We start from the raw sequence: 20,424 nt of genomic DNA on the forward strand, positions 1-20,424 counted from the left end.
ATTCCACTTGAACAAAATCCCGATCGCCTGTCGGATTGCCGAAACCCGGTTCGTCCTTGGGTTTTCGCCTGTTCCGTCAATTGGGAGGATCAAGAACATGCCAAGCACCATCCATCTGCACCGCGTTCTCACCACCACCCCGCAGAAGATCTACCGCGCCTTTCTCGAAGCCGATGCGGTCGCCAAATGGCTGCCGCCGAACGGATTTGTCTGCACCGTCGATCACCTGGAGCCGACAGTCGGCGGCACCTTCAGAATGTCGTTCCGGAATTTCACGTCAGGCAACAGCCATGCCTTTGGCGGCGAATATCTCGAACTCGTGGCCGGCGAGCGGCTTCGCTATGTCGACCGGTTCGACGACCCCAATCTGCCGGGCGAGATGGAGGTGACGGTGACGTTGAAGAAGGTTTTGGTAGGGACCGAGGTGAATATCACCCAGGCCGGCATTCCCGACCTGATCCCGCCGGAAGCCTGCTATCTGGGCTGGCAGGAATCGCTGCGCAATCTGGCGAAGCTGGTGGAGCCGGAGATTTCGGAGTAGGCGGCGGGCTCTCGCCAAGGAAGGCCCTTCCCCAACCGCGCCCCACCCCCTCCCCAGAAGGGGGAGGGGCGTTGCCCGCGGATCGCTTGGAGCAAGAAAGCGCCATCGAGGGTGTTGCGGAGGCCTCATTCGGTCAGGTCCCGCCGCGTAGGCGAAAGTGCTTCATATGCGGGTATTTTTAACCGGATACCGCTATAGCGTTCCGCAGATCGCCGTCCTGGAGCCCCGCATGAAACCCCATCGATCGGATTTTGCCACCGCCGGTTGGGCCTATGGGCCAGCTGAGGTCGCCTCTGCCCTCTCTATTCTCCAGGCTGCCGGTATCGGCGTGCTGCCGCACGGTTATCATCACGCTTCGACGGTATGGCATTACGTCACGGCGCTTGGCGGCGTCGAGCTTCGGGTGCCCGCATCGCAGGCCGAAGCCGCCCGGGAGATCCTGAGCGCGATGCCGTTTACGAGAACGCGCGGCAAGGCCTGGCTGGGTTTTGCCAGCGCCTGCCTGCTGTTGATGTGGGCCGGCGTGGCGGTGCCGCCACCACCGGGGGGGCTCTATGCCGTGCGGCCAGCCGTTGCGACCGGGAAGAAGCCGGGGCGGTAATTGCCGGGACATGCCTCATCCCAAAACGAAAAAAGGCGACCCGAAGGTCGCCTTTCCTATCAATCCGTGAGGATCGAAGCTTATTCTGCTGCCGGCTCAGCTGCTGCGGCGGCTGCTGCTGCTTCTGCAGCGGCCTTGGCTTCAGCGGCTTCCTGTGCTGCCTTTTCGGCTGCCAGCGCCTGCGCTGCTGCAACCTTTTCGGCTTCCAGACGTGCCTTTTCCTGGGCCAGAGCGGCGCGCTCGGCGTCGTTCAGCTTGCGGGCGCGGGTGCCGGTGTCTTCAACGATACGGGCAGACTTGCCGCGACGATCGCGCAGGTAGTAGAGCTTGGCGCGACGGACCTTACCGCGGCGAACGACTTCTACGCTTTCGATTGCCGGCGAGTAGACCGGGAACAGGCGCTCGACGCCTTCGCCGTAGGAGATCTTGCGAACCGTGAAGTTTTCCTGCAGACCGCCGCCGGAGCGAGCGATGCAAACGCCTTCGTAGGCCTGTACGCGGGTACGCGTGCCTTCGGTGACCTTCACGTTGACGCGGACGGTATCGCCCGGGGAGAATTCTGGAAGCTTGCGCTTGGCTTCGATCTTGGCGACCTGTTCGGCCTCAAGCTGCTGAATGATGTTCATCGTCTTAACCCTTATTTCTTCTGAAACAGCCAGAGCGCTCGGCACGTGTCCTTTGGTCATTGACCTCCGGATTTAGCCCTTTACGGACGGGAGCGGGTTCGCCATTCTTTGTTGCTGGTAGACGGGGATAACCCCATTTCCGCGTGCGCTCCTACACCAATGTGGGCCGCTTGTCATCCCTTGCAGCGGATTTTTATGGCTGGCGGGGCGTGGATTCTGGCCAAGGAAGCGGAACCTGCGCTTCTTCCGGCGCGCGAACGTCCTTTCGTCGCGCTCGGCCTTGTGATTGAGATGCATGCCGGGAGACGGGACCGGGCCCTCGGGAAAAGCCCGAGGATGACGTCGAGAGGGTGGAGAAAACGTCATTTCAATTGGTGGGAGCCGGCATCCACCCGCTCCGCCGTCTTCCTCGGCCTTGTGCCGAGGATCTGCCGAGGGTGATCACGAGCGCGAGGCCGATGGCTTAAAGCGCCTGCTCGTCCAGCAGATCCGGCCGCCGCTCTGTCTCCAGTTGCGCCGCCGTGCCGGGTAATCCGCCGACGTTGCATGCCGGGAGACGTGCTTAGGTCCTCGGGACAAGCCCGAGGATGACGTCGAGAGGGTGGAATCATTGTAATTACAATAACTTGGAACCGAACCCACACGCTCCGCCGTCTTCCTCGGCCTTGTGCCGAGGATCTGCCGAGGGTGATCACGAGCGCGAGGCCGATGGCTTAAAGCGCCTAGTTCGCCCAGCAGGTCCGGCCGCCGCTCTTTCGTCAGTTGCGCCGCCGTGCCGGGCATCCGCCGACGTTGCATGCCGGGAGACGTGCTTAGGTCCTCGGGACAAGCCCGAGGATGACGTCGAGAGGGAGGAATCCTTGCAATTCCAATAATTTGGAAGCTCGTCCCACACGCTCCGGCGTCTTCCTCGGGCTTGTCCCGAGGATCTGCCGAGGGTTGCCAAGACCGCGAGCCCCATGGCTCGAAACCCCTACTCGTCCAGCAGGTCGGGCCGCCGCTCTTTCGTCAGTGCGACCGCCTGCTCGCGCCGCCACTTGTCGATGGCGCCGTGGTTGCCCGAGGTCAGGATGGCGGGGATGTCGCGGCCTTCCCATTCCTGCGGGCGGGTGTAGTGCGGGTGTTCGAGCAGGCCGCCCTCGAAGCTTTCGTGCAGGCCGGAGAGGTCGTTGCCCATGACGCCGGGCAGGATGCGGATGATGGCGTCGAGCACCGTCAGGGCTGCCGGTTCGCCGCCTGACAGCACGTAGTCGCCGATCGAGACTTCCTCGAGCTGCCGGGCATCGATAACCCGCTGGTCGACACCTTCGAAGCGGCCGCAGATGATGATGACGCCATCGCCCGATGCCAGCTCGCGCACCCGCTTCTGGGTCAGCGGCTTGCCGCGCGGGCTCATCAGCAGCCGTGGGCGGGTGTCGTTGTCGGAGACGGTGTCGATGGCGCGTGCCAGCACGTCGGGCTTCAGCACCATGCCGGCGCCGCCGCCGGCCGGCGTGTCATCGACGGTGCGGTGCTTGTCGGTGGCGAAATCGCGGATCTGCACGGCGTCGAGCGCCCACTGGCCGCGCTCCATCGCCTTGCCTGCAAGGGAGTAGCCGAGATGGCCGGGAAACATCTCCGGGTAGAGTGTGAGCACGGTCGCCCGGAAGGCCATCTGATCGCTCACTTGTTCTTCTTCGGCTTGTCCGGGGTGAAGGACGGGCCGTCGTCCGGATCGTCGATCAGGCCGGCGGCGCGCGGGTCGATGGTGATCCTGCCGCCTTCGAGGTCGATCTCCAGCACCGAGGCTTCGGAGAAGGGGATGAGCACCGGGCGCTTGCCGGGGCCTTTTAGCTCCAGCAGGTCGCCAGCGCCGAAATCGAACACGCCGGTCACCTTGCCGTAGCTGACGCCCTGATCGTCGAGCGCTTCCAGGCCCTCCAGATCGGCGTAGAAGAACTCGTCTTCCTCAAGCTCGTCGTCGGGCAGGTTGTCGCGGTCGACATAGAGCTCCAGGCCGTTCAGCGCCTCGGCAGCGTCGCGGTCGTTGACGCCGCGCAGGCGCATGACGACGACGTTCTTCATCTCGCGGATTTCGAGGATCTCGAAGCTGCGGCCGTCCATGCTGTGCAGGTGGCCGTAATCGCCGAGCGCCGTCGGATCGGCACTGTAGGACTTGGCACGCACTTCGCCGCGCAGGCCCTGCGCGCCGCCGATCGTTGCCATCAGCACCGGATTTTCAAGCTTTGTCATGGCACCCTTCGTCTGAAGCCGGAATTCTGGTTTCTCATAGCCGAAGTGAACGGGAATGGAAACGAAAACGGGCGGCATGTCGCCATGCCGCCCGTTCGATCAAGGCCAAAGCCTCGAATTATTCAGCAGAAGCGGTCGCAGCGGCTTCAGCAGCGTCGGCAACCTTCTGTGCCTTTTCAGCAGCACGCTCCTGAGCGCGCTTGCCTGGCTTTGCCTTTTCAGGGTTGTTCTTGGCTTCGCGCTTGGCAATGCCTGCTTCGTTGAGGAAGCGAAGAACGCGGTCGGTCGGCTGTGCGCCCTGGTCGAGCCAGTGCTTGATACGGTCGCCGTCGAGCTTGACGCGGGCTTCGTTGTCCTTGGCCAGCATCGGGTTCCACGAACCGAGGTTCTCGAGGAAGCGGCCGTCGCGTGGCGAACGGGCATCAGCCAGAACGACGTGGTAGTAAGGGCGCTTCTTGGAACCACCGCGTGCGAGACGAATTTTCAGTGCCATGTTGTTAACTCCTTGGATGTGTCTGAGCCGCATATCCTGCGGCGTTGGTTACTTTGCAGCGGCGCCCTGTTCGGCGTGATCCGCTGCGATCTGCTCATGATGCCGGATGACTTCGGTGATGACGAAGTTCAGGAACTTCTCGGCGAAATCCGGATCCAGATGTGCGTCTTCGGCAAGCTGCCTCAGACGGGCTATCTGGTATTCCTCGCGCGCCGGGTCCGCCGGCGGCAAATTGTACTTGGCCTTCAGCACGCCGACCTCTTTGGTGCAGCGAAAGCGTTCGGCCAGCATATGGACGAGCGCCGCGTCGATATTGTCGATCGACTGGCGGTAGCTCAAAAGCTGGGCTTTTATTTCAGGATCAGTCATCGTTTACGCGACCCTTTCACTTCTTCTTAGGCAGGCCGGGAAGGCCCGGGAAACCACCGCCGAGGCCCGGCAGCTTGCCGCCGCCCAAACCTGGCAAACCGCCTGGCAAACCACCGCCGAGGCCGGGCATGCCGCCGCCGGGCTTGCCGAGACCGGCGGCTTCCGCCTGCTTCTGCAGGGCTTCGAGCTGCTTCGGATCCATGTTGGCGAGATCGGGCATGCCGCCCATGCCGCCGCCAAGGCCACCGAGGCCCATCTTGCCGGCCAGGCCGCCCATCATCTGCTTCATCATGCCGCCTTTGCCCTTGCCGCCCATCATCTTCATCATGTCCGCCATCTGGCGGTGCATCTTCAGAAGCTTGTTGATGTCGGAGGCGTCGGTGCCGGAGCCGGCGGCGATGCGCTTCTTGCGGGAATGCTTGAGCATGTCGGGATTGGCGCGCTCGGCCTTGGTCATCGAGCCGATGATAGCGATCTGGCGGCCGAACAGGCTGTCGTTGAGGCCGGCAGAGGCCATCTTGTCCTTCATCCCGCCCATGCCGGGCATCATGCTCATGATGCCGCCCATGCCGCCCATCTTCTGCATCTGGCGCAGCTGGTCGGCGAGGTCGTTGAGGTCGAACTTGCCCTTGGCCATCTTGGCAGCCATGGCGGCTGCCTTTTCGGCATCGATGTTTTCAGCGGCGCGCTCGACCAATGAGACGATATCGCCCATGCCGAGAATGCGGTCGGCGATACGGCGGGGATGGAATTCCTCCAGCTCGCCCATGCGCTCGCCGACGCCGATCAGCTTGATCGGCTTGCCGGTGACGGCACGCATCGACAGGGCCGCACCGCCGCGGCCATCGCCATCCATGCGGGTCAAAACGAGGCCGGTGATGCCGACGCGTTCGTCGAAATTGCGGGCGAGGTTGACGGCGTCCTGACCGGTCAGCGAATCCGCGACCAGCAGGATTTCGTGCGGGTTCGACTTCTTCTTGATGTCGGCCATTTCGGCCATCAGGGGTTCGTCGATATGGGTGCGGCCGGCGGTGTCGAGGATGACGACGTCATGGCCGCCGAGCCTGGCTGCCTGCACGGCGCGGGCGGCGATATCGGTCGGCGACTGGCCGGCAATGACGGGCAGCGTGTCGATGCTGCCCTGGACGCCGAGCTGGCGCAACTGCTCCTGCGCTGCCGGACGGCGCGTGTCGAGCGATGCCATCAGCACCTTCTTCTTGTCGCGCGTCATCAGGCGGTGGGCAATCTTGGCGGATGTCGTGGTCTTGCCGGAGCCCTGCAGGCCGACCATCATGATGACGACAGGGGCAGCGGCGTGCAGGTCGACGCCAATGCCTTCGCCACCGAGCATCTCGATCAGCTCGTCATGGACAAGCTTGACGACCATCTGGCCGGGCTTGATCGACTTCAGAACCTCGGCGCCGACGGCCTTTTCGCGGACGCGGTCGGTGAAGGCACGCACCACGTCGAGCGCGACGTCGGCTTCCAGCAACGCACGGCGAACCTCGCGCAGCGCTGCGGAAACATCAGCTTCCGAAAGCGCGCCACGGCCTGTCAGTCCATTCAGAATGGAACCAAGACGGTCCTGGAGGTTTTCAAACATCGGCTCTTCCTTGTGGTTCCGGGATCACGGAAACCTCGTGCTTTTCCTTGACGAAAACAAGACGCATAGCCAAAAAGCACCCGAGGGCGCATCGCGCTGTCGGGTGTGGACCTCCGGGATCAGTTTATACCGTTTGACGGGTCCCGGTCGGTGGCTCGAGTCTTGAAGCTCGTCGCAGATTGAGCGGCGGTAAACAGGAAATCGGCCACGGAGTCAAGGCAAAGCCGGCAAATAAGCCGATCGCGGCCTTTCAAAAGCCGGTACGGCAACCCAAATGCAGATCCCATCCCGCCACACCCGTTCAGCAGGCCCCCACCCTATGGCAGACGCCAAATCCAAGAACCCCTACTACTCCGGCCCGGTCTCCGACCATTTCGACGGCACCCGTTTCTTCAACCCCGGCGGTATCGCGCCGCTCGGATTTCGCCAGGTGCTGCGCTGGCAGTTCAATGGCGAGCGGCAGCGCTGGGCAAAGCAGGTGCCAAGCCCGTTTGCGCCGGCCAAGCCCGATGCGCGCGTTTCGGGCGAAGGGCTGCGGGTGACGATGGTCGGCCATGCCTCGATGCTGGTGCAGGTGGCGGGGCTCAACATCCTGACCGATCCCGTCTGGTCGGACCGCGCCAGCCCGTTCACCTTCGCCGGGCCGAAGCGGGTGACGGCACCCGGCATCCGTTTCGAGGATTTGCCAGAGATCGATCTCGTTCTGGTTTCGCACAATCACTACGACCATCTCGACGTCGCAACACTGAAGCGGCTGCAGGCAGCGCACACGCCGCATTTCGTCACCGCGCTCGGCAACGACACGATCATCCGCCGCGCCGTGCCCGACGCCCGCATCAGCATGATGGACTGGGGCGGCCGGATGTCGATTTCCGACGGGATCAGCATCGACGCGGAGCCGGCGCATCATTGGTCGGCGCGCGGCACCGGCGACCGCAGCATGGCGCTGTGGGCCGCCTTCGTGATCTCGACGCCATCAGGCAAGATCTACCACGTCGGCGATACCGGCTTTCACGACGGCATCAATTACCGGGCAGCGGGCGAAAAGCACGGGCGTTTCCGCCTGGCGATCCTGCCGTTCGGCGCCTACGAGCCGCGCTGGTTCATGCTCGGCCAGCACCAGAACCCGGAGGAGGCGGTGAAGGGCATGCAGCTCGCCAACGTCTCCTATGTCGCCGGCCACCACTTTGCGACCTTCCAGCTGACCGACGAGGCGATCGATGCACCGGTGACGGCGCTGGCCGCCGCCTTGCGCGAGCAGGGTGTGGCGGCGGAGCGGTTTCGGCCGCTGCGGGCGGGAGAGGTGTTCGACGTTCCGGCTGTGTGAGGGCGTGCACCAAATGCCGCGCTGGAGCTTTGCTCCGCGACGGTTCAGCGCATATCTTTTCCCGGATGGGAATGGGCAGGCAGAGTATATTGTGGTGGTAATAATGTGTCAGGCGTTTCCACCTGCCCGATCGTTTCGAGGCTTTCCGGTTCGTCCAGGCCGACAGGAACGTCTCTCGGCCTTTCCTTGCCGGATGAACCGGCAGCCCTGACGAGCTTTCGATCCACCCCGCTGCAATCGTCATCGAACGCCGGATTTGCAGACCTTGGCGTTACCGGTTCGCGAACCCGGCTCCCTGTCCGATGACGTGGATATTGTGTCGTCGCTTTGGATGACGGGGATGAACGCGGATCGTGATTTTTGCTATGGCATTGATGTAGAACGGCTATTTTTATCAGGGTGGATAGAGTTTTCCTCGAAGTTGGCGCCAGTTCTTCCCTTCTCCCCTCGGGGAGAAGGTGGCCCCGAAGGGGTCGGTTGAGGGGGCTGCCGGCGCCGGCTCCAGCTTTCTACCGAGCCGCCCCCTCATCGCCTCGCTGTCGCTCCGGCACCGACCGGGGTCGAGCCACCGGTCTCGACCCGTCCTTCGGCCCCCCGTCGGGAAGAAGAGGCCGGGCGCGCCACCACGCCAGCCCACTGGTAATTCCCGCGTATTTCCGCCATATACAGCCCAAACAGACATGGACACGAGACGATGAGCGCAACGGTTGAATTCGCCAGGATGAACGGGCTTGGCAACAAGATCCTGGTCGTCGACATGCGCGGGCGCACCGACAAGGTAACGCCGGCAGCGGCGATTGCGCTGAATGCGGCGGAAGCGACGCAGTTCGACCAGATCATGGCGATCCATGATCCGAAAGCCGAAGGCACCGATGCCTGGATCGATATTCTCAACTGCGACGGCACCAAGGCGCAGGCCTGTGGCAACGGCACGCGCTGCGTGGTGCAGGCGCTGGCTGCCGAAACCGGCAAGAAGGTGTTCACCTTCCAGACGGTGGCCGGCATTCTGAATGCCGTCGAGCTCGAGGACGGGACGATCTCGGTCGATATGGGCAAGCCTGTGTTCGCGTGGGACAAGATCCCGCTGGCGGAAGAATTCTACGATACCAGCCGCATCGAGCTGCAGATCGGGCCGATCGACGATCCGGTGCTGCATTCGCCCTCGGCCGCGTCGATGGGCAATCCGCATGCGATCTTCTGGGTCGATCGCGACGTGATGTCCTACGATCTCGCCCGCTTCGGGCCTTTGCTCGAAAACCATCCGATGTTTCCCGAGCGCGCCAATATCACGCTCGCCCAGGTGACCTCTCCCGACGCGATGACGACGCGGACCTGGGAGCGCGGTGCCGGGCTGACGCTTGCCTGCGGCTCGGCTGCCTGCGCGGCGGCAGTGTCTGCGGCGCGCACCGGGCGGACAGGGCGCAAGGTGACGGTAACGGTCGCCAGCAGCCCGAACCGCGGATCGCTGACGATCGACTGGCGCGAGAGCGACGATCACGTCGTCATGACCGGCCCTGCCGAATGGGAATGGTCGGGCAGCGTCGATCCGTCGACCGGGCTGTGGTCACGCGAGGCGTCCATACAAGCCGAGGCTTCGGGGGCCGACGCACGGTGAGCGGTGTCGAGGTCATCACCTTCGGCTGCCGCCTGAACACCTACGAATCCGAAGTGATGCGGGCCGAGGCCGAAAAGGCCGGGCTCAACAATGCCATTCTCATCAATACCTGCGCCGTGACCGGCGAGGCGGTGCGACAGGCACGCCAGGCGATCCGCCGGGCGCGGCGCGACAATCCGCATGCCCGCATCATCGTCACCGGCTGTGCCGCGCAGACCGAGAAGGAGACCTTTGCCGGCATGGCCGAGGTCGATGCGGTGCTCGGCAACGAAGAGAAGCTGAAAAGCGCCAATTATCGGGCGCTGCCGGATTTCGGCGTTTCGGCCGAAGAGAAGCTGCGCGTCAACGACATCATGAGCATCAAGGCGACGGCGCCGCAGATGGTCAGGCATATCGACGGCCATGTGCGCGCCTTCATCCAGGTGCAGAACGGCTGCGATCATCGCTGCACCTTCTGCATCATCCCCTATGGCCGCGGCAATTCGCGCTCGGTGCCGATGGGCGCCGTCGTCGATCAGGCGCGGCGGCTGGTGGAGAGCGGCTACCACGAGATCGTGCTGACCGGGGTGGACGCCACCAGCTACGGCGCCGACCTGCCGGGCGAACCGACGCTGGGGCTCTTGGCAAAGACGCTGCTGAAGCAGATCCCGGAGATCCGGCGTCTGAGATTGTCGTCGATCGACAGCATCGAGGCCGACAGGCATCTGCTCGACCTGATTGCCGACGAGGCGCGGTTCATGCCGCATCTGCATCTGTCGCTGCAGCATGGTGACGACATGATCCTGAAGCGGATGAAGCGCCGGCATTCGCGCGCCGACGCGCTCGGCTTCGTCAACGAGGTCAGGCGTCTCAGGCCGGAGATTTCGATCGGCGCCGACATGATCGCCGGGTTCCCGACCGAGACGGAAGAGATGTTCGGCAATGCGGTTCGTTTGGCCGAAGAGGCCGGCATCGCGCATCTGCACGTGTTTCCCTACAGCCCGCGACCGGGCACGCCGGCAGCGCGGATGCCGCAGCTCGACCGGGCTGTTGTCAAGGAACGGGCGGCACGGCTGCGCGCCACTGGACATCTTCTGCACCAGTCCCATCTCGACGGCATGGTCGGCACGCGGCAATGGCTGCTGGTGGAAAACAACGGACTGGCGCATACGGAAAACTTCACGCTTGTCGCGGCGCCGGGTCTTGCCCCGCGCTCGCTGGTGCCGGTCGATATTACCGGCCATAACGGCAAGCATCTCGACATGCAATTGACGGCCGCCGACGCGGCCTGAGTGGGAAGTCTTATGGCGTTCAGTTTCATCAAAAAGGTCTTCACCTTCGGCCCCGACAAGGCGGAGGAGCCAAAGCCGGTCGCGGTCGAGACGACCGTCGCGGATGGGGCGGAGCCGGTTGCGGCATCGCCCGAGGTGGTTTTGCCTGAGGTGGCTTTGCCTGAGGTGCCTGCGCCTGAAGCGTCCGTGGTGGTCGATGGCCTGCCGGTTGCGGCCGATCCGGTGCTGCCGGAAGAGATGGAAACGGCCGGTGGGCCGGCTGGCGATGTTGATGACGATGCCGCTGAGGCCGCGGCCGAAGACGACGTGTCCGAGATTCTGCCGGCCGCGCTTGCGACCGGCGAGGTGGGGCTGGTGCCGCTGTCGTTGCTGGAAGCCGAAGCGGCGGCGGAACCTGTTGCCGATGCTGCGACCACACCCCCCTCTGTCCGGGGATATCTTCCCCACAAGGAGGGGGATCGATCGGAGAGCGCAGCGACCGATAAGAATGACGAGGACGAAGAGACTGCTGCTGCAACAAAAGCAGACGTAGAGCCCGTCGATGTCGCCGAAGCAAAGTCGAACCTCATCTCGACGGAAGAGGCAGAGCAAGAAGCCCCCGCCCAGCCGATCTCCCCACCTGTGGGGGAGATGCCCGGCAGGGCAGAGGGGGGTGCCGCCCCCGCCGAGGCCAGCGAAACACCTGCACCGTCAGACACACCCACACCCCCCGAGCCCGACAGCACCCCCATTCTCCCCAAGGGCTTCGCTACCGGCCCTGCCGTACCCGAACCCGTCACCATCGTCCCGGCCTCGAAACTCTCCTGGTTCCAGCGCCTGCGCGCCGGGCTTGCCCGCACCTCGTCGCAGCTGACCGGGCAGATCTCGGCGCTGTTCACCAAGCGCAAGCTCGACGACGAGACGCTGCAGGATCTGGAAGACCTGCTGATCCAGGCCGATCTCGGGCTGGAGACCGCGCTCCGGATTACCGATACGCTGGCGTCCGAGCGCTACGGCAAGGATGTGTCGGGCGAGGATGTCAGCAAGATCATGGCGGCCGAGATTACCAAGGTGCTGAAGCCGGTGGCCAAGCCGCTGCAGCTCGATCTCAGCCACAAGCCGCATGTGATCCTCGTCGTCGGCGTCAACGGCACCGGCAAGACCACCACCATCGGCAAGCTGGCGGCGAAGCTGTCGGGCGCCGGGCTGAAGGTGATGGTCGCCGCCGGCGATACGTTCCGCGCTGCGGCCATCGAGCAGCTGAAGATCTGGGCCGATCGCACCAATTCGGAATTCGTCGGCACCAAGCTCGGCGCCGATGCGGCAGGTCTGGCGTACGATGCCTTCGAGCAGGCCAAGCAGAAGAAATGCGACGTGCTGATCATCGACACCGCCGGCCGCCTGCAGAACAAGACGGAGCTGATGGCGGAACTCGAAAAGATCGTCCGGGTGCTCGGCAAGCTCGATCCGGATGCGCCGCATACCGTGCTGCAGACGCTGGATGCGACCACCGGGCAGAATGCGTTGAACCAGGTGGAGATCTTCCGCAATGTCGCCGGCGTCAACGGGCTGATCATGACCAAGCTCGACGGCACGGCGCGCGGCGGCATTCTTGTCGCCATCTCGGCCAAGCACAAGCTGCCGGTCTATTTCGTCGGTGTCGGCGAAGGGGTGGACGATCTGGAGCCGTTCGAGGCTGAGGATTTCGCCCACGCCATTGCCGGGCTCGACTAATACTGCCACAGATATGCCCGCAAGCGCGGGCAAGCCTTTGCCTGTTACCAACGGATTTGAGAGCGAATGACCACCGAGAGCGATACCACCCCGTCGGCTGCCGACAAGCAAAATCCGATGCTGAAGCTGGCGCTGGAGCTCGGGCCGCTGATGATCTTCTTCTTCGCCAATCTGCGCGGGCCGTGGCTGGTGGAGAAGTTTCCGGCGCTTTCCGCACTCGGCGGGCCGCTGTTCGTGGCCACCGCGCTGTTCATGGCGGCGACGATCATCTCGCTGGTGATCTCGAAGATCGTGCTCAAGCACCTGCCGATCATGCCGTTTGTCTCGGGCGTCGTGGTGCTGGTGTTCGGCTCGCTGTCGATCTACCTGCAGGACGAGACCTTCATCAAGATGAAGCCGACGATCATCAATGCGTTGTTCGGCTTTACCCTGCTTGGCGGCCTGTTGTTCGGCAAGTCGCTGCTCGGTTATGTCTTCAACGCCGCCTTCCAGCTCGATGCCGAGGGCTGGCGCAAGCTGACGGTTCGCTGGGGCGTGTTCTTCCTGTTCCTGGCTGTCCTCAACGAGGTCGTCTGGCGCAATTTCACCGATGATACCTGGGTGGCCTTCAAGGTCTGGGGGACGATGCCGATCACCATCCTGTTCACCCTGTCGCAGATGCCGCTGATCATGAAGCATACGGTGGCACCCGCAGGAGAGACCGAGAAGTGACGGCGCTCGATACCGCCGAGCGCAGCAAGCATCAAACCTTCTGGTTCGCCGCCTGCGCTGGCGTGCTGCTGATCCAGATCGCCACCGAATACCTGATGGGGCGGACGCCGATCTGCACCTGCGGCTATGTCAAGCTGTGGGAGGGCACGGTCCATTCCAGCGGCAACTCGCAGCATCTCTCCGACTGGTACACGCCGTCGCACATCATTCACGGCTTCCTGTTCTACGGGCTGACGCATCTGGTGCTGCGCGGCAAGCCGTTTGCGCTCAGGCTGCTTGTGGCGCTGGTGATCGAGTCCGGCTGGGAGCTGCTCGAAAACTCGCCGCTGATCATCGAGCGTTACCGCGCGGCGACGATCTCGCTCGACTATTACGGCGACAGCATTTTGAACTCGGCGATGGACACGGTGTTCATGGCCGTCGGCTTCTTCTTCGCGTCGCGCGCCCCGGTGGCGCTGACGGTTGTCATCGCCATCTTCTTCGAGATCTTAACCGGCTATATGATCCGGGACAATCTGACGCTCAACGTGCTGATGCTGGTCTGGCCGCTGGAGGCGGTGAAGACGTGGCAGGGTGCGGGGTGAATAGGCGTTTTCGGGGGGAGTGAAGGCCCCTTTGACCCTTACGACGCCGGCTTGCCCAACGCCTTTTCCATCGCCGGAAACAGTCCCTCATTCAGGCTGACATCGTCGAACGGGCCGACGCGTTTGTAGAGGATCGTCCCGTCGGGGCCGACCAGATAGCTTTCCGGGATGCCGTAGACGCCCCAGTCGATCGCCGACTGGCCCTTGGGATCGATGCCGATCGCCTTGTAGGGGTTGCCGAGCTCGCCGAGGAAGCCGAGCGCGTTGTCGTTCTTGTCCTTATAATTGATCGCCACGATATTGAGCCGGCTATCTTTCGCCAGTTCCTTGAGGATCGGATGTTCCTCGTGGCAGGGGATGCACCAGGAGGCGAAGACGTTGACCAGCGTCAGCTTGCCCTTGATGGCGGCATCGGTCAGCGCCGGCAGGTTGGCGCCTTCGAGCGGCGGCAGGTTCAGCGACGGGGCTTTCGTGCCGAGCAGCGCGGAGGGGATCTCGGCGATGTTCTTGCCGTGGACATCCTGGTCGTAGAGCATCTTGGCCGCAGTGCCGGCGATGCCGCCAAAGACGATCAGCGGGATGAGGGCGAAGGCGTAGCGGCCGAGGCCGCGCTTTGCGGCGGGTGGTTGCCCTGCGGCTGCCGGTGTTTCGACGGTCGGCGCTTCCACGGATTGGCTTGTCGCAGCTTTGCTTTCGGCGGATTGGCTTTGCGCGGCTTTCGATGCCGACGTCTCGGGCGCGCCGGTCACGACGTTTGCCTAGTGCGGGCCGAGCGGCGGCGAATGCCGGAGGCTTCGAGCACGGCCATTTCCCTGCGGCGGGCGCGGCCGTCGAGCCAGGTCCAGAGGGTGATGGCGACGGTGACGAGGCCGGCGAAGGCGTAGGAGCCGTAGACGTAGAAGGCGTAGGACTGGGTCATCTCTTATGCCTCGCGGCTGGCAAGGCGGGCAGCCAGCCGGCGCTGGGCGGCGATGCGGCGGCGCCAGATCTCGTTGCGGATGGCCATCACATGCAGCGTCAGGAACAGCATGGTGAAGGCAATCGCCATCACCAGCAGCGGGCGCAGAAATTCCGGGTCGATCGCCGGGCCGTCGAGGCGCAGGACGCTGGCCGACTGATGCAGCGTGTTCCACCAGTCGACGGAGAACTTGATGATCGGGATGTTGACGAAGCCGACGAGGATGAGGACGGCGCTGAGGCGGGCGGCTTTCGAGGCGTCGTCGATGGCGCGGTTGAGCGCGATCAGGCCGAGATACATCAGGAACAGGATGAAGACGGAGGTGAGCCGCGCATCCCAGACCCACCAGGTGCCCCACATCGGCTTGCCCCACATCGAGCCGGTGACCAGCGCGATCAGGGTGAAGGCGGCACCCAGCGGTGCGGCGGCCTTGGCCGAGACGTCGGCCAGCGGATGGCGCCAGACCAGCGTGCCGATCGCCGACAGGCTCATGATCGTATAGCCCATCATCGACAGCCAGGCTGATGGCACATGGATATACATGATGCGGACGGTTTCGCCCTGCTGGTAGTCGCTCTCGGTGGTGAAGCTGAGATACAGCCCGACGATAAAACAGAGGGCGGTGATGCCGGCCATCCACGGAATGAGGCGGGCGGCGAGCGCCAGGAACCGCGTCGGGTTGGCGAGATCGCTGAATTTGGTGATGGACAGGCTGGTTTCACTCATGGGTTTTCCTTAGCGCGATCTGCCGTTTGGGGCAATCGAGCCGGTGATCAATCCGATGTGTTGCGCAGCGCCAGCGCTGCTGCGGCAGGGCCGATGACGGCGAAGAACAGGGTCAGCGCGATCAGGATCAGGAAGGGCGGCAGGAAGGGCGCGGGTCCCTGGACGGCCGAATAGGTGGCGCTGACGCCGAAGATCAGCACCGGGATGGTCAGCGGCAGGACGAGGATCGAGACCAGCAGGCCGCCGCGCGGCAGCGCCACCGCAACGGCTGCGCCGACCGCGCCGATGAAGGTGATGGCCGGTGTGCCGACCAGCAGCGTCAGCATGGTGGCGCCGATCGCCGTCTCGCTCATGTTCATGAACAGGCCGAGCAGCGGCGAGGCGATCACCAGTGGCAGGCTGGTGGCGATCCAGTGGGCGAGACACTTGGTCAGAACGGTGAGGACGAGCGGCGTTTCCTGCATCAGCATCAGGTCCAGCGCGCCATCGTCGCGTTCGGCCTGGAACAGCCGGTCGAGGCCAAGCAGCGCTGCCAGCAGCGCGCCGATCCAGACGATGGCCGGACCGATGCGGGCGAGCAAGGCGAGATCGGGCCCGACGCCGAAGGGGATGACGGCGACGACGGTCAGGAAGAACAGCACGCCGATCAGCGCACCGCCGCCGGCGCGGATCGAGAGCTTGATGTCGCGCAGGAGGAGGGCGGTCATGCGGCACGCTCTGTGTTCGGGGTGGCGGCGCTTTTCCTGGCCTTGGTGCCAGAGATACCCCCCTCATCTGCCTGCCGGCATCTTCTCCCCGTGGGGGAGAAGGGACTCGTGGCGGCGTTGCGGCGATCTCCCCTTCGCCCCGGCGGGGAGAAGGTGGCCCGAAGGGTCGGATGAGGGGGCGCGGCAGGTGCAATTTCAACCAGCCCTGCGCCCGCGTTACCCCTCTCTGTCCTGCCGGACATCTCCCCCGCAAGGGGGGAGATCGGCAAGTGTCGAGCGGCAGCGCCCAGCCGATCTCTCCACCCGTGGGGGAGATGTCCGGCAGGGCAGAGGGGGGCCGGGCCGGCACAAGGCCGGCGCTTATTGTCATGCACGTGCACGGTAGCAGACCCCTCCCCAACCCCTCCCCACAAGGGGGAGGGACTCAGCTGCGGCAATATCCGGTGCCGAAAAACGACCCATGCGGCAGTTGACCTGTTTCGATCGTGATTAGCGGTTGCGCCAAGGAAGTCCCTCCCCCTTGTGGGGAGGGGTTGGGGAGGGGCCATTGCTGCGGACATATCCATCATCCCCACACCCCGATATCCACGCCTGAAAACCCGGTCATCTTCAATTCCCGCGCATCCGCCAGCCCGAGCGGCTGGTGCGTCGCGGCGATGACGATGCCGCCGGCCTTTCGGTGCGCCTCGATCAGCCCGGCGAACAATGCGTCGGCGCTGGTATCGAGTGCTGCCGTCGGCTCGTCGAGGAGCCAGACGGGGCGGTGGGCGATCAGCAGCTTGGCGAAGGCGAAGCGGCGCTGCTGGCCGGCGGAGAGATAGCCGAAGGGGAGGTGGGCGATGCCGGGCAGGCCGACGGCCTCGGCGGCATCCTCGACCGAAAAGCTGGAAACACCGTCGATATCGCCGAGGAAATCGCGCCAGAAGATGAGGTTTTCGGCGACCGTCAATTCGCTTTTCATCGCATTGCGGTGGCCGAGATAGTGGCTGATCTCGCCAAGGTTGCGCTCGGCTTTCCCGTGCGAATCACTCACCGCCACAATGCCCTTTTCGGGCTGCAGCAGACCGGCCAGGACGCGCAGTAAAGTTGACTTTCCCGATCCATTTTTACCTGTCAAAACCAGTGCTTCGCCGGATTCCAGACGAAACGACACGCCCTCGAAAATCAGGTCTTCGCCCCGGCGCGCCGAGAGATTGGTGGCTTCGACATGCATGGAATATCCGCGGTTTAAGTTTTCAGTCATCGCAATGCAAAAAATTCAGAAATGGGTCATCCCCTCTCTGGCACCTTTCTGAGAAATTATCTATAAGACCTGCAACCACGCCAGCGGTCGGCGTGAATTTCATCCTAGCGCCGAACATGAGGTCCAACTTCATGTGCGGACAGCGGAAATGGCCGTACCCGCATCCTGATGTGCATCACGTGCATAGGCGTCCGCACAATTGTGTTCGCTATCAGAAACGGGGTCTCTCGTGTCTAAATCTCTTGACAGTTTCAATTGTCGGTCCACGCTCACCGTCGATGGCAAGGACTATGTCTATTTCAGCCTTCCCAAGGCTGAGGCCAACGGTCTTGCCGGCGTTTCGAAGCTTCCCTACTCGATGAAGGTTCTGCTCGAGAACCTGCTGCGCTTCGAAGACGGCCAGTCGGTGACCAAGGAGCATATTCTCGGCGTTGCCGAATGGCTCAACAACAAGGGCACTGTCGAAAACGAAATCGCCTATCGCCCGGCGCGCGTGCTGATGCAGGACTTCACCGGCGTTCCCGCCGTCGTCGATCTGGCCGCGATGCGTGATGCGATGGTGTCGCTCGGTGGCGATCCCGAGAAGATCAATCCGCTGGTTCCCGTCGATCTGGTCATCGACCACTCGGTTATCGTTGACGAATTCGGCACGCCGACGGCGCTTGCCCGCAACGTCGAGCTCGAATACGAGCGCAACGGCGAGCGTTACCGCTTCCTGAAGTGGGGCCAGCAGGCGTTCAAGAATTTTCGCGTTGTTCCCCCGGGAACGGGCATCTGTCACCAGGTCAATCTCGAATATCTCGGCCAGACGGTCTGGACCAAGGAAGAGGACGGCGAGACGATCGCTTATCCGGATACCTGCGTCGGCACCGACAGCCACACGACGATGATCAACGGTCTCGGCGTTCTCGGCTGGGGCGTCGGCGGTATCGAAGCGGAAGCGGCCATGCTCGGCCAGCCGGTCTCGATGCTCCTGCCTGAAGTCATCGGCTTCAAGCTCACAGGCAAGCTCAAGGAAGGCTGCACCGCAACCGACCTGGTGCTGATGGTCGTGCAGATGCTGCGCAAGAAGGGCGTTGTCTCGAAGTTCGTCGAATTCTTCGGCGCCGGCCTCGACAACATGTCGCTCGCCGACCGCGCGACGATCGGCAACATGGGCCCGGAATACGGCGCCACCTGCGGCTTCTTCCCTGTCGACGGCGAAACCATCAACTACCTCACCATGTCCGGCCGCACCACCGACCGGATCGCGCTGGTCGAAGCCTATTCGAAGGCGCAGGGCATGTGGCGTGACAGCGACGGTTCCGACCTCGTTTTCACCGACACGCTGGAACTCGATCTCGGCGACGTCGTGCCTGCCATGGCCGGCCCGAAGCGCCCTGAAGGTCGTGTGCCGCTGGAAGGCATCGCTGCCGGTTTTGCTGCGGCACTGGAAGCCGACTACAAGAAGCCGGGCCAGCTGTCGAACCGCTATGTGGTCGAAGGCACCGACTACGATCTCGGCCATGGCGACGTGGCGATTGCCGCCATCACGTCCTGCACCAACACCTCCAACCCATCGGTGCTGATCGCTGCCGGCCTGCTCGCCCGCAACGCGGTCGCCAAGGGGCTGACATCGAAGCCCTGGGTGAAGACCTCGCTGGCGCCTGGTTCCCAGGTCGTTGCCGAATACCTCGCCAAGTCCGGTCTGCAGACCGACCTCGACAAGATCGGCTTCAATCTGGTCGGTTTCGGCTGCACCACCTGCATCGGCAATTCCGGCCCGCTGCCCGCACCGATCTCCAAGACCATCAACGACAAGGGCCTGATTGCCGCCGGCGTTCTCTCCGGCAACCGCAATTTCGAAGGTCGCGTGTCGCCCGACGTGCAGGCGAACTACCTCGCTTCGCCGCCGCTGGTGGTGGCCTATGCGCTGGCCGGCTCGGTGCAGATCGACCTGACATCGGAACCGCTCGGTGAAGACCAGGACGGCAATCCCGTGTTCCTCAAGGATATCTGGCCAACCTCGCACGAGATCCAGGAATTCATCCTGAAATACGTCACGCGTGAGCTCTATGAGACCAAGTATGCCGACGTCTTCAAGGGTGACGCCAACTGGCAGGCGGTTCAGGTTCCTCCGGGCCAGACCTATGCCTGGGACGACAACTCGACCTACGTGCAGAACCCGCCCTACTTCGTGGGCATGGGCAAGGCCGGATCGGGTATCTCCGACATCAAGGGCGCCCGCGTTCTCGGCCTGTTCGGCGACAAGATCACCACCGACCACATTTCTCCGGCCGGTTCGATCAAGGCTGCGTCGCCTGCCGGCGCCTACCTGCTGGAGCACAATGTCGGTGTTGCCGACTTCAACCAGTACGGCACGCGCCGCGGCAACCATGAAGTGATGATGCGCGGCACATTCGCCAACATCCGCATCCGCAACCACATGCTCGGCCCGAACGGCAAGGAAGGTGGCTACACCATCCACTACCCGTCGAAGGAAGAGGAATCGATCTACGACGCGGCCATGCAGTACAAGGCAGAGGGCGTTCCGCTGGTCATCTTCGCCGGTGTCGAATACGGCAACGGCTCGTCGCGTGACTGGGCTGCCAAGGGCACCAACCTGCTCGGCGTCAAGGCCGTGATCGCGCAGTCGTTCGAGCGTATCCACCGCTCGAACCTGGTCGGCATGGGCATCGTGCCGTTCGTCTTCGAAGAAGGCACGACCTGGGCATCGCTCGGCCTCAAGGGTGACGAGATCGTCACCATCGAGGGTCTGGTCGATATCAAGCCGCGCGAGAAGAAGATCGCCAAGATCACCTATGGCGACGGCACCGTCCGGGACGTTCCGTTGCTGTCGCGCGTCGATACGCTCGACGAGGTGGTCTACCTCAACAATGGCGGCATCCTGCAGACGGTTCTGCGCGACCTCGCAGCCTGATTTTTAACTGCTATCACTGATAATGACCGCCGGAGAGAAATTTCCGGCGGTTTTTGTTTGCGCGCCGGCGCTTCCGGCGATGCTCACAGGGATGTGTTGGGCAGTTGACCGCGCAGGCATTGTCTCACCCGTTCGTGATTTTTCGTTTGGACCGGGAGCGATTATCTCTAGGTTGAAGAGCAGG

At 63.4% G+C, this 20,424-nt stretch carries 20 protein-coding genes; 9 read left to right on the forward strand and 11 right to left on the reverse strand.

Translation table 11 applies throughout. The annotated features are described in order from the left end of the window. The first annotated feature begins 97 nt into the window (after nt 1–97). A complete protein-coding gene (locus GVL52_RS13560) occupies nt 98–541 on the forward strand; it encodes an SRPBCC family protein (protein WP_160007862.1) in 444 nt (147 codons plus the stop codon). A 229-nt stretch (nt 542–770) separates the two neighbouring features. Then, nucleotides 771–1,142 carry a DUF2007 domain-containing protein gene (locus GVL52_RS13565; protein ID WP_160007864.1) on the forward strand — a complete coding sequence of 124 codons (372 nt, stop codon included), beginning with the start codon at nt 771–773 and terminating at the stop codon, nt 1,140–1,142. A gap of 80 nt (nt 1,143–1,222) precedes the next feature. On the opposite strand, the gene rplS is transcribed toward GVL52_RS13565, so the two are convergent. The 6 genes from rplS to ffh form a co-directional block, all read right to left on the reverse strand. After that, nucleotides 1,223–1,768, reverse strand: a complete 546-nt coding sequence (gene rplS, locus GVL52_RS13570) for a 50S ribosomal protein L19 (protein WP_160007866.1) — start codon at nt 1,766–1,768, stop codon at nt 1,223–1,225. A 973-nt stretch (nt 1,769–2,741) separates the two neighbouring features. After that, the gene (trmD, locus tag GVL52_RS13575) at nt 2,742–3,422 is read right to left on the reverse strand and encodes a tRNA (guanosine(37)-N1)-methyltransferase TrmD (RefSeq protein ID WP_160007978.1); all 681 of its coding nucleotides are present in this window, start codon (nt 3,420–3,422) and stop codon (nt 2,742–2,744) included. An 8-nt stretch (nt 3,423–3,430) separates the two neighbouring features. Next, nucleotides 3,431–4,000 (reverse strand): ribosome maturation factor RimM, encoded by a 570-nt coding sequence (gene rimM / locus GVL52_RS13580; protein ID WP_160007868.1) that lies wholly within the window; start codon nt 3,998–4,000, stop codon nt 3,431–3,433. A gap of 118 nt (nt 4,001–4,118) precedes the next feature. Next, nucleotides 4,119–4,493 (reverse strand): 30S ribosomal protein S16, encoded by a 375-nt coding sequence (gene rpsP, locus GVL52_RS13585; RefSeq protein ID WP_160007870.1) that lies wholly within the window; start codon nt 4,491–4,493, stop codon nt 4,119–4,121. Nucleotides 4,494–4,541: 48 nt separating this feature from the next. Further along, nucleotides 4,542–4,862 (reverse strand): chorismate mutase, encoded by a 321-nt coding sequence (locus GVL52_RS13590; protein ID WP_160007872.1) that lies wholly within the window; start codon nt 4,860–4,862, stop codon nt 4,542–4,544. A 16-nt stretch (nt 4,863–4,878) separates the two neighbouring features. Beyond that, nucleotides 4,879–6,465 (reverse strand): signal recognition particle protein, encoded by a 1,587-nt coding sequence (gene ffh, locus GVL52_RS13595; RefSeq protein ID WP_160007874.1) that lies wholly within the window; start codon nt 6,463–6,465, stop codon nt 4,879–4,881. A gap of 319 nt (nt 6,466–6,784) precedes the next feature. Between ffh and GVL52_RS13600 the strand changes: the two genes are divergently transcribed. The 6 genes from GVL52_RS13600 to GVL52_RS13625 all read left to right on the forward strand — a co-directional run bounded on the left by GVL52_RS13600 (nt 6,785) and on the right by GVL52_RS13625 (nt 13,686). Then, a complete protein-coding gene (locus GVL52_RS13600) occupies nt 6,785–7,792 on the forward strand; it encodes an MBL fold metallo-hydrolase (protein ID WP_160007876.1) in 1,008 nt (335 codons plus the stop codon). Nucleotides 7,793–8,486: 694 nt separating this feature from the next. Continuing rightward, nucleotides 8,487–9,407 (forward strand): diaminopimelate epimerase, encoded by a 921-nt coding sequence (dapF, locus tag GVL52_RS13605; protein ID WP_160007878.1) that lies wholly within the window; start codon nt 8,487–8,489, stop codon nt 9,405–9,407. Further along, a complete protein-coding gene (gene mtaB / locus GVL52_RS13610; protein WP_160007880.1) occupies nt 9,404–10,678 on the forward strand; it encodes a tRNA (N(6)-L-threonylcarbamoyladenosine(37)-C(2))-methylthiotransferase MtaB in 1,275 nt (424 codons plus the stop codon). Before dapF ends, mtaB begins: the two co-directional genes overlap by 4 nt. A 12-nt stretch (nt 10,679–10,690) precedes the next feature. Beyond that, nucleotides 10,691–12,391, forward strand: a complete 1,701-nt coding sequence (gene ftsY, locus GVL52_RS13615) for a signal recognition particle-docking protein FtsY (protein WP_160007882.1) — start codon at nt 10,691–10,693, stop codon at nt 12,389–12,391. A 66-nt stretch (nt 12,392–12,457) separates the two neighbouring features. Next, nucleotides 12,458–13,102, forward strand: coding sequence for a septation protein A (locus tag GVL52_RS13620; protein ID WP_160007884.1), 645 nt, complete (start codon nt 12,458–12,460; stop codon nt 13,100–13,102). Continuing rightward, nucleotides 13,099–13,686, forward strand: coding sequence for a DUF2585 domain-containing protein (locus GVL52_RS13625; RefSeq protein WP_160007886.1), 588 nt, complete (start codon nt 13,099–13,101; stop codon nt 13,684–13,686). The genes GVL52_RS13620 and GVL52_RS13625 overlap by 4 nt, the downstream gene beginning before the upstream one ends. A 38-nt stretch (nt 13,687–13,724) precedes the next feature. Here GVL52_RS13625 and GVL52_RS13630 read toward each other — a convergent pair whose 3' ends face one another. From GVL52_RS13630 to ccmA, 5 genes are all read right to left on the reverse strand, one after another. Then, nucleotides 13,725–14,354, reverse strand: a complete 630-nt coding sequence (locus tag GVL52_RS13630) for a DsbE family thiol:disulfide interchange protein (RefSeq protein WP_160007980.1) — start codon at nt 14,352–14,354, stop codon at nt 13,725–13,727. A 77-nt stretch (nt 14,355–14,431) separates the two neighbouring features. After that, nucleotides 14,432–14,605: a heme exporter protein CcmD gene (gene ccmD, locus GVL52_RS13635; protein WP_160007888.1), complete on the reverse strand. Its 174-nt coding sequence runs from the start codon at nt 14,603–14,605 to the stop codon at nt 14,432–14,434. 3 nt (nt 14,606–14,608) lie between these two features. After that, nucleotides 14,609–15,370, reverse strand: coding sequence for a heme ABC transporter permease (locus GVL52_RS13640; RefSeq protein ID WP_160007890.1), 762 nt, complete (start codon nt 15,368–15,370; stop codon nt 14,609–14,611). Nucleotides 15,371–15,417: 47 nt separating this feature from the next. Continuing rightward, entirely contained in the window at nt 15,418–16,077 is a 660-nt protein-coding gene (gene ccmB, locus GVL52_RS13645; RefSeq protein WP_160007892.1) for a heme exporter protein CcmB, read from the reverse strand. Between the two features lie 565 nt (nt 16,078–16,642). Then, entirely contained in the window at nt 16,643–17,290 is a 648-nt protein-coding gene (gene ccmA, locus GVL52_RS13650) for a heme ABC exporter ATP-binding protein CcmA (RefSeq protein ID WP_160007894.1), read from the reverse strand. 259 nt (nt 17,291–17,549) lie between these two features. Here ccmA and acnA point away from each other — a divergent pair, with 259 nt between their 5' ends. Next, nucleotides 17,550–20,240: an aconitate hydratase AcnA gene (acnA, locus tag GVL52_RS13655; protein WP_160007896.1), complete on the forward strand. Its 2,691-nt coding sequence runs from the start codon at nt 17,550–17,552 to the stop codon at nt 20,238–20,240. Nucleotides 20,241–20,424 lie beyond the last annotated feature (184 nt).

This window comes from Rhizobium sp. 18055, assembly GCF_902706285.1.
Taxonomy (GTDB): Bacteria; Pseudomonadota; Alphaproteobacteria; order Rhizobiales; family Rhizobiaceae; genus Rhizobium.